Source organism: Myroides fluvii (assembly GCF_009792295.1).
Classification (GTDB): domain Bacteria; phylum Bacteroidota; class Bacteroidia; order Flavobacteriales; family Flavobacteriaceae; genus Flavobacterium; species Flavobacterium fluvii_A.
The window spans coordinates 2,126,365-2,141,112 of the sequence record NZ_CP039934.1; the positions used below are offsets into that span (position 1 = coordinate 2,126,365).

The 14,748-nt window shown below is 36.0% G+C and carries 10 protein-coding genes; 4 read left to right on the forward strand and 6 right to left on the reverse strand.

The features are described 5' to 3' along the window. Positions 1-23: 23 nt before the first annotated feature. The 3 genes from FBR08_RS09715 to FBR08_RS09725 form a co-directional block, all read right to left on the reverse strand. Positions 24-2,621, reverse strand: coding sequence for a zinc-dependent metalloprotease (locus FBR08_RS09715; RefSeq protein WP_158962528.1), 2,598 nt, complete (start codon positions 2,619-2,621; stop codon positions 24-26). 105 nt (positions 2,622-2,726) lie between these two features. Continuing rightward, positions 2,727-4,271: a histidine kinase gene (locus FBR08_RS09720; protein WP_158962529.1), complete on the reverse strand. Its 1,545-nt coding sequence runs from the start codon at positions 4,269-4,271 to the stop codon at positions 2,727-2,729. Positions 4,272-4,278: 7 nt separating this feature from the next. Next, positions 4,279-5,505 (reverse strand): exo-beta-N-acetylmuramidase NamZ family protein, encoded by a 1,227-nt coding sequence (locus FBR08_RS09725; RefSeq protein ID WP_158962530.1) that lies wholly within the window; start codon positions 5,503-5,505, stop codon positions 4,279-4,281. Between the two features lie 7 nt (positions 5,506-5,512). Between FBR08_RS09725 and FBR08_RS09730 the strand changes: the two genes are divergently transcribed. Continuing rightward, a complete protein-coding gene (locus tag FBR08_RS09730) occupies positions 5,513-6,748 on the forward strand; it encodes an ABC transporter permease (protein WP_158962531.1) in 1,236 nt (411 codons plus the stop codon). A gap of 25 nt (positions 6,749-6,773) precedes the next feature. On the opposite strand, the gene FBR08_RS09735 is transcribed toward FBR08_RS09730, so the two are convergent. The 3 genes from FBR08_RS09735 to FBR08_RS09745 all read right to left on the reverse strand — a co-directional run bounded on the left by FBR08_RS09735 (position 6,774) and on the right by FBR08_RS09745 (position 8,769). Next, the gene (locus FBR08_RS09735) at positions 6,774-7,037 is read right to left on the reverse strand and encodes a DUF4241 domain-containing protein (protein ID WP_233266084.1); all 264 of its coding nucleotides are present in this window, start codon (positions 7,035-7,037) and stop codon (positions 6,774-6,776) included. Positions 7,038-7,062: 25 nt separating this feature from the next. Beyond that, on the reverse strand, positions 7,063-7,677 hold the full coding sequence (locus FBR08_RS09740) for a DJ-1/PfpI family protein (RefSeq protein ID WP_158962532.1): 615 nt from the start codon (positions 7,675-7,677) through the stop codon (positions 7,063-7,065). Between the two features lie 84 nt (positions 7,678-7,761). Beyond that, positions 7,762-8,769 carry a GlxA family transcriptional regulator gene (locus FBR08_RS09745; RefSeq protein WP_158962533.1) on the reverse strand — a complete coding sequence of 336 codons (1,008 nt, stop codon included), beginning with the start codon at positions 8,767-8,769 and terminating at the stop codon, positions 7,762-7,764. 415 nt (positions 8,770-9,184) lie between these two features. Here FBR08_RS09745 and FBR08_RS09750 point away from each other — a divergent pair, with 415 nt between their 5' ends. The 3 genes from FBR08_RS09750 to FBR08_RS09760 are packed head-to-tail and all read left to right on the forward strand — an operon-like array spanning position 9,185 to position 14,734. Continuing rightward, entirely contained in the window at positions 9,185-11,947 is a 2,763-nt protein-coding gene (locus FBR08_RS09750) for a TonB-dependent receptor plug domain-containing protein (protein ID WP_233266085.1), read from the forward strand. Between the two features lie 12 nt (positions 11,948-11,959). Continuing rightward, positions 11,960-13,186, forward strand: coding sequence for a DUF4876 domain-containing protein (locus tag FBR08_RS09755; protein ID WP_158962535.1), 1,227 nt, complete (start codon positions 11,960-11,962; stop codon positions 13,184-13,186). 12 nt (positions 13,187-13,198) lie between these two features. Then, a complete protein-coding gene (locus FBR08_RS09760) occupies positions 13,199-14,734 on the forward strand; it encodes a DUF6850 family outer membrane beta-barrel protein (protein ID WP_158962536.1) in 1,536 nt (511 codons plus the stop codon). Positions 14,735-14,748: the final 14 nt, after the last annotated feature.

Below are 14,748 nucleotides of genomic sequence, written 5' to 3' on the forward strand. Positions count from 1 at the left end.
CTTAACTATGTAAGGTTGTTAGTTTAAATACCTAAAGCTTGATTAATTCTGTTTGCTAAATCAGCGTAGTGCGCTCTTGTCGCCGCATCACCTGATTTTGCTTTTTTGCTCACCAGTTTTTGAATGGCAAATAGTTCCCCTTTCTTATAACTGGTCACTTCTGAAACGCGTTTCATAACCGTATAGTTGATGTTTCTCGCTTGATTGTCATGTAAAGAAACTCTACACAAGGTCGGCATTTGCAAAGTTGGCGCAAGGATTAATCCTTTTTTGTTTGTTTTTTCAAATAGTTTGTTCACATCAATAATTAACGCATCTACGTAATTCTTTTGTGTCATTCGCTCTAAAATTGACAGTGATTTCCCTTTTTTAGTAGGAGTAAAGATCTCACTTCTCAATTGAGTGAAGAGGTCTTGAATGGTATACACTTTTTCCCCTTGTGTTTGTACCTGTAAAGCTTCACTTTCCAATAAACGAAGTAAACGCTCATCCATTAGCATATGGTAAATAGCCGTATACTGTAATTCTCTTGCTAAAGAGTAGGGCGAATATTCATAAGGACCGACAGGAGAATCTTTTAAGCTGTATGTTTTTTCATTGATGTCATTGAAAAATAACCAGTTTGGAATAGTGAGTACATTTTTACTCAAATAGTCAACGGCTCTTTTTTGTGTTTCGTAAGGCACGGGTTGATATGCTTTTTTGTTGTTTCCGTATACAGCATGATCTAAATAAACACCACCAATGTTTGACAAAACATGTTGATTATACATTTGCCATTGTCCAATAGCGCCCATGTATAATTTTCCAGCTTCATAGTAATCTTCTCCTTGGTCGTAGGTCCATGAAATGATATTATCTACTACAATTTTTAAATTCTTTAATCCATATTCACTTGCTTTCATCGCATCATTTCCCAAGTCTTCGGATTGAGATCTCGGATCAACGATATTCAAGTAACTCTGTTGTTCTCCGTAAAAATACATGGGATCATCTTGGTGATCTTCAATCATTTTACGCAGTGTTTTTTTCTCTTGTTCTTGCGTGGGGTACCAACGGTATCCCCATTCAATCGCATATTTGTCGTATAAACCAATTTGAGGGGTAATGGCTGTTACCTTATCCTCCGGTTGTGCAACATAATTATAACGCGCATAGTCCATAATAGAAGGAGCAGTTCCTCCCATTTGATTTGTAAATGTCTTCGAACGCAGTGAATCCACAGGAAAGGCAAAAGATGCTCCCATATTGTGTTTCAATCCGAAGGTATGTCCTACTTCGTGAGAAGAGACAAAGCGTATCGCGTCTCCCATGTGGTCATCGCTGAATTTATTTGCTCTTGCTTTCTCGTCAATTGGCCCTGTTTGAATGCGCATCCAACTGTGAACAGACGTCATTACGTTGTGCCACCAAATAATATCGGACTCGATGATTTCTCCACTGCGGGGATCAATAACTGAAGGGCCCATAGCATTTGATTTTGGAGAGGCTGCATACGTAATTACAGAGTAACGCACATCATCAACATCAAAATCCTTATCTTCTTCAGTCGGTTCTTTTGCAAGAATTGCATTTTTGAATCCCGCTTGTTCGAAGGCAACTTGCCAATCGTGAACACCTGCAATAATTTTTTCTCTCCACTGAGGAGGAGTCGCAGGATCTATATAATACACAATTGGTTTTTTAGGCTCTACTAATTCACCACGAAGGTATCGCTCGATGTCTTCTTCTTTCGGCTCCATTCTCCATTTGGTAATGAACTCCTTTTCCTCCATTTTGTGCTGAGCATCGCTGAAGTACCAATGTTTTTCTGTAAAATAGCCTACGCGTTTATCGGCAATTCTCGGTTGCATGGGGTCTTTTGACAAAAGTACGATATTCGTGGTAACTCCCATAGAAACAGGTACATCACCTGACCCTTCGTTTACACTCGTTGTCATCATAGACTTCACCACAATATTCTCCGGAAAGGTCTTGATTCCTTCAATATAGGATAAGTTCGTTTTAATGGAAGTAGGTAAACTCAATCCCGATAAAACGTCATTGAAACTTTTTTGATTTCCATCAAAAACTTTGTTTACCTTAATTACAGTAGCCGTAGAATCTGGATTTTGTGTCTCGATATCGAAAACCTCTAAAACAGATTCAATAAAGTTATCCGCAACAGAACGCGTAATGGCATCTTCTTTTGGAGAAGATACACGAGGTGTTTCTGTCTTTACCCAAATTTTGTTTGCCAGCGTGTCTTTGTGAAACGTAATTAATTTGTTTTCATAGTTCATCCCCTTGTTCGCCCCAGCATCATTAATCTCTAATGGCACTTGTGAAAGTTTGTTTACCAACAAAAACTGACGGTTTAATAAACTATCCGGTATTTCAAAATAAACATCCGTTTTGACTTGAATAACATTAAAAAGCCCTTTGGTGTAAGTTCCCTTTTTTATTAAATCAGCGTAATTGTTCTCTTTCGTATCAGTAGAGTCTTTTTCTTTGTCTTTTCCTTTCTCTGCTTTCTTTTCAGTCTTCTTTTCTTTGGCATATAACAAGCCTGTTGGCGTTTGTGTCAAACAACCCAGTAATGCTAAAGTACTGATACTTAGTTTAACCGTATTTCGATTCATTACAATGTTAAGTTTAAGTTAAGTAAGGGATAAAGCTAAAGCAGTTCTAGTTAAACTTAAAATTTTCAGGAGTGAGTGGATTTATTTTGGGAGTGAATGGATATTTTAACAATTGAGCAAAGGAAATACGCAAATAAAAGTCTCATTTTGTGAATGGACTTGATACGCATCAACTTGATAATATTGGTAAATTGAAGCAATATAAAATAATCCAAACCCTTCACTCTCTTCTTTTTGCTCTTTGAGTTGAATATTATTTACGACAGTCACCTTGTCATTGGTTAATAGGATTTGAATAGACAAAGGTGCATCAAGTGTCGCAATATTGTGTTTCATTGCGTTTTCCACTGCAATTTGCAGGGCTAGGTAAGGAATTTTAGTTTTAGTGGGCGCTTGTCGTTTATCCACAACTTCAAAGTGTAGTTCTTTGGGAAAGCGAATGCTCTGTAAAGCAATATATTGTTCAATGAATTTGAGCTCTTGATCCAATTCCACTAAATTACTAGCTGGGGATTGGATGAGGTAGCGATAGGTATTACTTAAATTCAACGTGAATTTTTGAGCCAATTCACTATCTAGTGTAATCAACATATATAAGGAGTTGAGTGAATTGAATAGAAAATGAGGGTTGATTTGATTTTTCAACTGTTTCAACTGCATCAACGCCTTTTCTTTATTTAATTTCTCTTGTTCAACTGCTAGTTTCTCTTTTTCTCTATACGCGCGTTTGCTCTCCTCATTGAAGAAATAAAGTAAAAGTAAAATGATCGAAATCGAACTGATAAAAATTAAATAGGTGTTGCGCTTTAAGGGAATTACATTTTCATCGACATTGACTTTTGGAAAGTTAATGCTGATGTATCCTTTAAACGTCTCTGAAGTAAAAGAGGTGAAAAAGCGATATACTTCCAGTTGTAAAAACTCAGATTGCACAACTTTAGGAGTGGATTTACTATTTTTATTTGCCGTGGTATCTTGGCTCGTTGTAGTGGAAACTTCAAAGATGTTTTTGCCAACTAAATCCAATTCTGGATGATAAATACAAGTGCCATCTGTTGCAAATATGTAGGCGTAGTTGGGAGTTGTGATATCAATGGTTGTCAAGTGCTTGTGCAATTCTTTTAAATCAAAGACAAAGCCCGTTATGATTCGTTGGTTTTCTCGCTCTATACTTTTCCAAGATACCCAATACAAGTCAGAATGGATTCGAATAAACGTATTGACTGTTGTTTTACTTTCATTTTGAATTAATTGCTGTATAAACGAATCCTCTACTGTCAAGATAGAGTGATCGGTAAAATTGTGCGCTTTTATTTGCTTCGAGGCATCTAATACGATAAACCAGTTATAGCTTGGAATATTGCGATAATGCTGAGTTTCGTTAAATACGTTGTAGGTAAAATCAAGTTGATTAAGCGGTGTTGATTGCACAACATCAGTTAACATCGTCAATTGATGATCAATCATTTTAAACTCTTCTTCTAGCGCATTTTTACGGTGATTAAAGCTCTTTTTGATGATATCTTGATAGGTTTCTTCATAGCTGCTGTTGATGGAAATACTAAGAAACAGCATAGCAATTGACGTAATACTTACAATGGCAATCGCAATACTAAGAAGTGTTCTACGGGAAAACAGCAGTTGTTTCATAAGAGAATTAATTAAAGTACAATAGATAAGGTGCTCTTGTCTGTTTAAAGGCAGCTAAGCCTGCTTGCCAAGTTTGGCGAATTTCAACTTGTGTTTTGCCCGCGATAATTTGTTGTTTTAGGGCATCAGTTCCCGCTAGTTTAACAAAGAAATTAGTAAAAAAGGCATCCTTATTTTTCGATTGACGATAAGCTTTTAGCAACCACGCTAATTCGAGTTGGGTTACCGGTTTGATTTGAGATAAATCTTCACCATAACACAATTTGCCATTATTCATCGGATCCTTTGCTCCAGCATTGGGTTTTGGGGTGAAGCTATAAGGCATATTTTGTAAAAAAGGAGAACCGTAAATTTGAAATTGCAAATTTGTTCCGCGTCCAGAGCTTACATTCGTTCCTTCGAAAAAGCACAAACTAGCATATAAATTAATAGCTTGGTCGTTGGGTAAATTAGGAGAAGGGGATACAGGAAGTGAATAGCTCATTTGCCTGTTGTAATTTAAGTTGGGAATAACCGTTAGATTAGCTTGAATACCTTTGTCTAACCATTTTTCGCCATTAATCATTAAGGCATATTCCCCTATGGTCATGCCGTGTAAGGTTGGGATAGGGTGCATGCCAACAAAACTCTTGTTTTTCATTTCTAGTATTGGACCATCAACAATTGAAATATTTGGATTTGGACGATCTAATACAATAATGGGAATTTGCTGTTCAGCACATGCTTCCATAACATAGTGTAAAGAAGAAATATAGGTATAGAATCTCGCCCCTACATCTTGGAGGTCAAAAACCAATACATCAATACCTGCTAACTGTTCTTTAGAAGGTTTTTTACTACTGCCATACAGCGATAGAATAGGTAAACCCGTTTGGGTGTCTTTGCCGTCTTTGATTAATTCTCCTGCATCAGCTGTTCCTCTAAAACCGTGTTCTGGAGCATATATTTTAGTTACATTAATGTTGTTTTGCAATAGAAAATCAACGGTAGAGGTGTAGGTTTTTTCGGTAAGGTCTTGACGAACAACGCCTGTTTGATTCGTGAGAACCCCCACTTTTTTATTTTGAAGTAAACCAAAATAGGCAGCCGTATTCTCCGCTCCCACTATAATTGTGGATGAAGAACCGCTAATATTTCCGTTTTTATAAACAGAAAAAGAATAAGAATTTACATTGTAAATCAATAGTGTTACTAAGAATAATAATGTATTTTTGACTGTTGAATTTGATACCATAACAAAGTTGAAATTAGAATATTTTATAGCTAAACGCTTAGTAACTACAAAGAACCATAAAAGTAGTGTATCTGCTCCAATTATTAAAATCGCTATCACAGCTATTGCGTTAGGGATTATAATGATGCTTGTATCTGTTGCTACAGGTTTAGGATTAAAACACAAAATTAGAGATAAAATTTCAGCTTTCAGTGGTCATATTGTAATTACTAAATACGATTCCAATACAACAGATATTACACTTAAACCCATCGAATTAAATCAAAAGTTCTATCCGAAATTTGAAAATATTGACGGAGTGAGTAAAGTTCAACCCTTTGCTTCTAAAGCGGGAATTATTCGAACAGAAAATGCTTTTGAAGGGATTATTTATAAGGGAGTAACAGATGAATATCAATTTGACGAAATAGCAGAATACATTGAAGAAGGGCGTTTACCTGCCTTTAATGAAAATATGAGCAATGAAATAGTGCTCTCTACTTATATTGCAAATCGATTGGGCTTTAAAGTTGGAGATAAGGTCAATACCTATTTCATGAAAGATTGGGGAAATAAAGTACCTAATATTCGTCAATTTGAAATTGTTGGATTATACAATTCGGGTTTACAACAGTTTGATGAAAACATTATGTTGGGTGACTTGCGTCATGTGCAGCGTTTGAATCGTTGGACAGCGAATGAAGTCGGCGGTTTTGAAGTAATCTTGAAAAACTTTGATGAAATAGAAGAAAAGGGAAGTGAAATTTATTTGAATTTACCCTCAACTGTAGATAGTAAAACCATTGTAGAAAAGTATGCGAATATTTTTGGTTGGTTGGATATGTTTGATTTTAATATCAAAGTTATCATTATCATTATGATTGTCGTGGCTTCCATTAATATGATTGTAGCTTTGTTGGTTTTAATTTTGGAGCGTACTCAAATGATTGGCATGTTGAAGGCATTAGGCTCAACAAATTGGAGTGTGAGAAAAATATTCTTGTACAATGCTTTTTATCTCATCGGAAAGGGATTGTTCTACGGAAATGTCATCGGCTTAAGTATGCTTTTTCTTCAAAAGTATACGGGAGTTGTCAAGTTAGATCCTACCTCTTATTATGTACGCGAAGCACCTGTATTAATTCGATTTTATGATGTAATCTTACTCAATGCAGGAGTAATCGTTATTGCCATGTTGGTCTTGTTAATTCCATCGTATTTAATTACAAAAATATCGCCAGTAAAGGCTATTCGATATGATTAAAAAAGTCGCCAATTTGGCGACTTTTTTATTCTTCATCTTCAAAAGTCAATTCAATATCGACAAATTGAACGATAATCTCACATACTTCATTGTTTTTATCATAACCAAAATATACTGGATAAGCCCCATCTCCATAACCACTTTGTATCATAGGAACTGTTAAATCAGTGCCTGGAATAGCAAAGTTGATCCAGTCGCCACTTGCTCTTTGGTATTGCGGATGATTCTCATCGCTCTTTTTAAGGCGAAATGAAAAATAGTTTACTGGGTTTTGTAAATAGAAAAGCAACTTTTAAAGTCGCTACAAGAGGATATTATGAAACATGATATTCAAAAAGGCGCTTAATCGTTTGGCCAATTTCATCCGTAAGTTGTTTGCTAACGAGGTGTAAAGCACCATCAATACCCGCTGTGATTCCTGCTGTGGTCAGCACGTGGTTTTGATCAATAAAGCGAACTCCAGAAAGAACGTTGGCTTTAGGACAAAGCTGTTGTAGAGCCTCGAGGCCCATAAAATGAGTCGTAATATCTAGTCCATCAAATAAAGACGTCGTGCTTAATAGTAAACTGCCTGTACAAACCGTAAATAGTAAAGCACCTTGTTGATGCTGCTTGATGATCCATTGTACATAGGTTTGTTGGAATTTTTCGTCTTTTAAGTAAGCCATTACAATAGCTGGATTAGCGCCAGGTACAACAACGATGTCTGGTTTTGGACAATCATCAAAACTGTATTGCGGAAGGATGTAGGTTGTCCCGTTTTCCGTTTGTACGATTTCTTTGGTAGCCGAAACTAAATAGGGAATATAGGTATTGGGTTTTAAAGTATTCGCTTTTACAAATACATCCAATGGACCATTGAGGTCGAGAACTTCTACCTGATTGTAGAGGATAAAGGCAACGTGTAAAGGTTGATTTGGGGTCTTCATATGCAGTTAATTTTAGGCAATAACAAGAGCGTCGAAGTTTCTTTCGATGTTGATATTGCGCGTTATAGAATGAATTAAATTGTTTTATATGTTGTTGATTCCCGTAGACTGGAAACTTGTTCTATACTTTGTAGGAGTTACTTCGACTAATTTGATAAATGCTTTTCTAAAAATAGTATCTGATGAAAAACCTACGGATAAGGCTATTTCAGCAATGGGTAAATCACTAGATTCTAAAAGCCTTTTCGCGTGTTCAATGCGCAAACCATCATAGAACATACCCGGTGTCATACCGGATTCTCTTTTAAAAACCCGAGCAAAGTTGCGCTCGCTCATGTCAACGAAATCAGCTAATTCGGCAATGCTAATCACGTGAAATTTGAAATGATTTACGATGTATTGCTTTACTTTTAAAACCAAAGGCGTAAGTTCCCTATCCATCGGAATGAGGGTGCTGTACAAAGCTTGTGTATTATTTCGTTTTAAGTGAACAACTAAATAACGGGAAACGTTAGAGGCTACTGTCCGACCATGGTCTTCTTCTATTAAGGCCAACGCTAAATCAATACCCGAAGTAATGCCACCTGAAGTATAGATGTTGCTGTCTTTGGTGTAAATCTGATCATAGGCTAGTCGAACGGATGGATATAGCTTTCTGAAAGTAGAAGCAAACTGCCAATGGGTAGTTGCTTTTCTATTGTACAACAATCCCGTTTGAGCCAATAAAAAGGCACCAATACAGATGGACCCTATCCTTTGTAAGGAAGGATAAATTCCCTTGAGCCAGTGCAACAAAGCAGGATCATACGCTTGTGAAATATCGGATTTAGAACTTGTAATCAACAAGGTGTTTAGGGGGAGGTCTAGATCGTAAATCGTGTAATCACAATGAACCTCAATACCCGAACTTGTTCGGATTTTAGGGTCTTTACTGCCAGAAATTAAAAGAATTTGATACTGTAGTTCCGTGGTGTTTACATGAGAAGCTAGGATGTGATTTGCCGTTTGAAAAACATCACTTGGACCTGCAAAATCCATGAGTTGGGTTTGAGGTAGGAGTAAAAAGCCAATGTGATATAGAGTTGCTTCCATTTGTTTTAAGTTATTGATACAAAGATAAAAAGAGTGAGTAAGGTATAAATGACAAAAAACATGCTTTTCCTGCCAATTTACAGAAAATGTAAAAAAAACGCATCAAAGTCACTTCGTGAAACGTGTAAAAAGGGATCCTAGCCACATTTTTTTTATGTAATTGTATGGAAAAAGAAGCTTAATTGTATAAATACGCAGATTGTGACTTTTTTATGCATGGCTTTTTTTGGATAAAAAAAAGAATACTACATTGTTTGTGGGTGATTGTTGATAATCAGGCTTTTCTTTTTTTAATTTTGTTGAGGTTTTGTAAATTAACATTCCATTGTTTCAATTTAGTCTAAATAAGTTGCTTAGGAAAGGGATACAAAATACATTTGCACAACAAAGTTTAAATCACTTCGTGATGCATAATATGAATAAGCGTTTTATATGGAGTCAAACAAGCTTAATTATCTTCTTTTTTTGCTTTACAACTCTTGTTTTAGCACAAAATCCAATTGAAGTTCAAGTACAAGTTACAAATGAAAAACAAGAGGGAATTGCTGAAGTAACCGTTTCTATAAAGAATGACCAACACAATTATATTGGTTTAACAGATGATAACGGAGTAGCCCATTTTCAGGTTATACCCGATCAGTATCAAATACAATATTTTCATATTGCCTATTCCAGTCAACAAAATATACAGAATCTTTTAGCTAAGCAAAAGGTAGCAGTTGTTCTAGTTTCTCAGGTAAAAGAATTACAAGAAGTAATTATTACCGCAGAAGAAGGCAAGGGAATGTCCACTACATCTGTTATCAATCGCAAAGCGATGGAACATTTACAGCCTTCTAGTTTTGCTGATTTAATGGAGTTGTTGCCAGGAGGTCTGGCACAAACGCCCAATCTCACCCAAACCAATGTTGTTCGAATTCGCGAGTTTGGCCCTAGTATTTCGGGCTATACAACCAGTGCGTTGGGCGTACAATTTGTTATGGATGGCAATGTGCTAAACTCCAATATGGATATGTTACAAGCGGTTAAATCCGACGGTAAAGGGGCAAGTTCTAGAAATACCAATGGTTTAGGTGTTGATATGCGTACTTTGTCAACCAATGATATTGAAAGTGTCGAAATCATTCGCGGTATTCCAACAGTAAGCTATGGCGATTTAACTTCGGGGTTAATTTTAATTAATAGAAAGAGCGGACATACGAAATGGCAAGCCCGTGTAAAAGCAGACGGTTTTAGTAAATCGTACTATTTAGCAAAAGGATTTACCGTAACCCCCACGTGGAGTCTGAATGTGAGTTTAGACTATTTAGATGCTTTATCAGATCCTAGGGATGTTTATGAAACCTTTAAACGAATCAATGGATCAATTCGATCAAAAAAAGAATTTAGTCTTTATGGAAATGTACTGGAATGGCGTTCAAATTTAGATTATAGTGTTAATCTTGATAAGGTCAAAGTAGATCCAGATACAGGTTATTTAGCTACAGATTCCTATCGAAATCAACGTCAAAAAATTAGTTTCTCCAATAATTTCAATTATAAATTACAATCGGGTGGGATGTTTAAAAATATTAAACTAACAACCAATGTCAATCAAGGAATTGAAGATATTAAGCAAAGTATTTTTGTGCAATACAGCGGACCTACCTCTGTGTCGATTGCTACAGAAGAAGGAGTAAATGACGGATTTTTTCCAGCCTTGAGTTTTGTCTCTCATACCAAAACAGAAGGACGCCCACTCAATATCAATGGAAAATTGGAAACAGCTTTAGAATTCCAAACAGGAGCCTTGAAACAGAAGGTCGAGATGGGGGTAGATTATAAGTATGCTCATAATTATGGAAGAGGAGAAATGTATGATTTACTTACTCCACCTACTACAACAGCAACAACAAGACCTCGCGCGTATAAAGATATTCCCGCGTATCAGAATATGGCCCTTTTTGCTGGGGATCAAGTGAGTTGGACCTTAGGAGAAAATAGCGTTGGACTTTATGGTGGTCTTCGTATCTCAAAGATGCTAGGACTAAATCGTCAATTTGATTTGAGTAAAAAAATCTATATCGAACCTCGATTTATTTTGCAATGGGGGTTGCCTAAAATTACTTTAGGTAAACAAATATTGAAAGCAGATGTTACTTTAGGGTATGGAGAATTATATAAACAACCTACTGGATTAATGTTGTATCCCAGCAAAGCGTACTATGATTTTACGCAGTTGAATTTTAGACCGGATAATTCTGCTTATCAATCAGTCAATTATATGACTTATGTTGAGGACCCTACTAATTACGGATTAAAAGCAGCAAAAAATACGAAAAAGGAAGTGCGATTCGATCTTAGCTATGCAAAGCACGATTTCTTTTTTACCTATTTTGATGAACAAATGCACAATGGATTTAGGGGTGTTTCAAAGTATAGAACTTACGAATATAAGCGTTATGATACGGCTGGAATAGATTTAGAACATTTAACAGAAAAGCCAAACACAGCAGAATTACCTTATGAAGAAATACAAACGCTAACCTTAAATACGAAGAGAGAGAATGGAAGTAGTACGCACAAAAGCGGAATAGAATTTGGCTATTCTTCACCTCGATTTAAGGGAATTAATACTCGATTTAGCCTTACAGGAGCTTGGTTTAAAACAGTCTATACCAATAGTATTCCAGTACAAGAAAAACCTAGTACCTCACTGGCAGGACAAGGGTATGGTTTTGTCGGTATTTACAAAAGCGCGGATGGAAATAAAGTCAGCGGAATGAACTATAATTTTACAGTGGATACCTATCTCCCAAGTTTAGATATGAATATTTCTGCCTCTTTCCAAGGCGTATTGTTTAATGATAATACAAGAGAATGGAAGGAAGATCAACCCATGAGTTATTTCGGAACCGATGGGGTTCTACACGAATACACGGATGCAGATCGAACCGATGCTTACCTACAATGGCTACTGCGTAATGTATCTGCCACAGATAACTTAAATAGACATTACACTTTCGATGTCCGAGTAAATTTAAAAGTATCCAAGCGAATTTATAAAGAAATCAAAGCTTCTTTATTTGTTAATAAGCTTTATTCCTACATGAGCCCTTATACCTTTAACAAGACTAGAGTCTATCGAAAAGACAGTACAAACCCTTATTTTGGAATGGAACTTACATATAATTTTTAATACATACATCAAATGAAAAAAAGTTTAATTACCCTGTGTTTGGCTTTAATGAGCTTGACCTTTGTTACAACTGCATGTAGCAGTGATGATAGTAACATCGAAAATAATAAACAACAAAAAAGTATAGTAAATATCTCCTTCACAGGAGTGGATATCGAATCTGTCTCAAGTTTAACTATTGCGTTTTTAGAAACTAATTCAGGAGCAAAAGGAGAAAAAATTAGTACTGAGCCAACAACTGCTATAGGATTAGATAAAGGATCATACAAAATTTCAGTAAATGGAAAAGTAGTATTGAAAAATGGAGAAGAAGTTGAAGTAGGAGGAAATGTTGCAGTTGATCTCGTACAAGATGAACAAACTGTAGCTATTAATTTAGTTATTAAAGCGTTTAGCGAAGATTTCATTATTGAAGAAGTGTTCTTTACGGGAGTAAAAACATTAGAAGGAAAACCATATAACAATGGACGCTACTTTAAATTGACAAATAATACAAACAACGTTTTAAAAACAGGAGGATTATTAATTTGTCAATCAGAGTTTAATACAACGTTGAATCACAATGTTACACCAAATATTAAAAGTGAAGCATTTACCGTTCAAGCCGTATTGATGATTCCTGAAGCTCATTCTAAAGAGGTGCAGCCAGGAGACTTTATTGTGATTGCAGACATCGCGCAAAACCACAAGCAACAAAATATTCCTGCTTTTGATTTAACAGGAGCAGACTATGAATTTCCCAATTTAGATAATCCTAAGTTAGGACAAGTCGATAATCCAGCAGTTCCCAATGCAATTGTAATTTATTCTACATTGAATTTCAATATGTTTTTCTTGCATAATCAAGGAGCTGAAAGCTATGCTATTGCTCGTTTTCCTGAAGGATTATCAGTAGAGAAATGGATAGCAGATTATGTATATGACTATGAATATTTGAATAAGGCAGGGAACATAACCAAAAAGAAAGCGATGAAAGTATTAAATACATGGATTCTGGATGGAGTGAACTCAGCTATTACGGAGAAATGGGTACACAATACATTAGATGTTTCTATTGACAGTGGATGGACAGGTTGTGGTACAATTGAATCAGATCATATGCGTTTTGGAAAAACAATTCGCCGTAAAGTAGTTGGCAAAATGGAGAATGGAAAGAATATGTATAAAGACACCAATAACTCAACGGTTGATTTTATGCGTGATGCTGAAGCGAGTTTAAAAAACGGAATCGTACATTAATAACGATAAATTTTGAATAAGTCCTCTATTTTTTGGTTGTTGTTTTTTTGCAGTGGTATAGGTATCGCACAAGCACAAGATTCGTTGTCTACCTATAATCGGATGCTGATACAACAACAAGCTGAACAACAGTTTAAAAAAGACTATTACTATAATCCAGTACACCAACTGGATTATAGTAATTTTTCATTTTCTGATATTTTAGTGGGATATCAAAAATCCCAAAGTGATTTATATAAATTGCAGGAAGGTACAGGAGTGGAAGGGATACAAATTGCAGCTTCTTCTTATAAAAAACTAAGTAATAATCGTAGTATTTGGGGAAATGTAGTGTATCAAAAGAATACACAAAAAGAATTACAATGGAATAACAATCTCGATCTACCTCTTCTTGGTCCTTATGTTATTGCCGATTCTACGAGTAATAGTATGAAGTATGAAGCCTATGAGTTTATGGGAGGATACGCCAAAAAGGCACAAAAGTGGTCGTTGGGGTTGGAAGCGAGTTATCAAGCACACTTAGGATATAAAAGTAGAGATCCGCGCCCGAAGAGCATTTCTTCTCACATGCAAATAAAAGGAGGAATAGGATATAATATCACCCCAGATTGGATGGTTAGCACTCATGGATTATTTACGAATTATACTCAAAATACCCAAGTTTCATTCGCCAATCAAACCCAAAAGGCCGCCTTGTATCAATTGAATGGCTTGGGAACATGGAGTAGATATTTTAGTGGAAAGAGCACGGGAACTAATATCGAGCGAAGCGGATATGCCTATGGCTTTGATCTTGAAAATAAGGCGCTTGATTTTGTTGTTGGTATGACAAAAGGGGCGAGTAAACTCAAAAGATTTAGCACGGGAATTTCCTTGAAAAATGCAGATAATGATGCGGAAACCAACCGACTGGAAGAAAACGCTAACACCTTCTATTTCTTGAAGTCTTTTGCTGTCGATGATGATAATATCACTGTAAAATACAACTATGAAAAAGGAGAAAAAAAAGGAATTGAAGTCTATTATACCGACAACGAAGCCACAGGATTAGAAAAGCTCTTAGAAAAGAAAGCATATAAATATACCGATGTAAATCATCAAGTGGAGGGATTATACGAATTGAATTTCTCAAAAAGCCAATGGATGATTCACCCCTATTGGAGGTACCAAAAAACAACGGAAGTACTCCAAGAGAGTGCAAGTAAACAAGGGTTTACTTATGCATATTACGGATTAAACCTCACTTATACCCAAACACTGACAGCAACGACAACACTGACAGTTGAACCTGCAGTAACTTACCGCAAAGTGAATAAGGCTGATAATCAATTGAATTTTGAAACAACCAAACCTGCTATGAAGGATTGGTTATTGAACGATTTTGAATACCTATCAACAGATTATGTTTATTGGGGAGCAACACTAAAATATGCGCTAGAAAAAGTAAAAAAAGCCCCGATGTTTGTGGCGATTGCCTACCATCAGATGGACTTTAAAACAAATAAACAAAACAACTATGTAAGCGTGACCTTAGGCGTAACGTTTTAATTGAGAAGACAAAG

Bases quoted from the DNA above. Each gene is read 5' to 3' on its own strand.
- FBR08_RS09715 (WP_158962528.1), bottom strand. From the start codon at position 2,621: ATGAATCGAAATACGGTTAAACTAAGTATCAGTACTTTAGCATTACTG.
- FBR08_RS09720 (WP_158962529.1), bottom strand. From the start codon at position 4,271: ATGAAACAACTGCTGTTTTCCCGTAGAACACTTCTTAGTATTGCGATT.
- FBR08_RS09725 (WP_158962530.1), bottom strand. From the start codon at position 5,505: ATGGTATCAAATTCAACAGTCAAAAATACATTATTATTCTTAGTAACA.
- FBR08_RS09740 (WP_158962532.1), bottom strand. From the start codon at position 7,677: ATGAAGACCCCAAATCAACCTTTACACGTTGCCTTTATCCTCTACAAT.
- FBR08_RS09745 (WP_158962533.1), bottom strand. From the start codon at position 8,769: ATGGAAGCAACTCTATATCACATTGGCTTTTTACTCCTACCTCAAACC.
- FBR08_RS09750 (WP_233266085.1), top strand. From the start codon at position 9,185: ATGAATAAGCGTTTTATATGGAGTCAAACAAGCTTAATTATCTTCTTT.
- FBR08_RS09755 (WP_158962535.1), top strand. From the start codon at position 11,960: ATGAAAAAAAGTTTAATTACCCTGTGTTTGGCTTTAATGAGCTTGACC.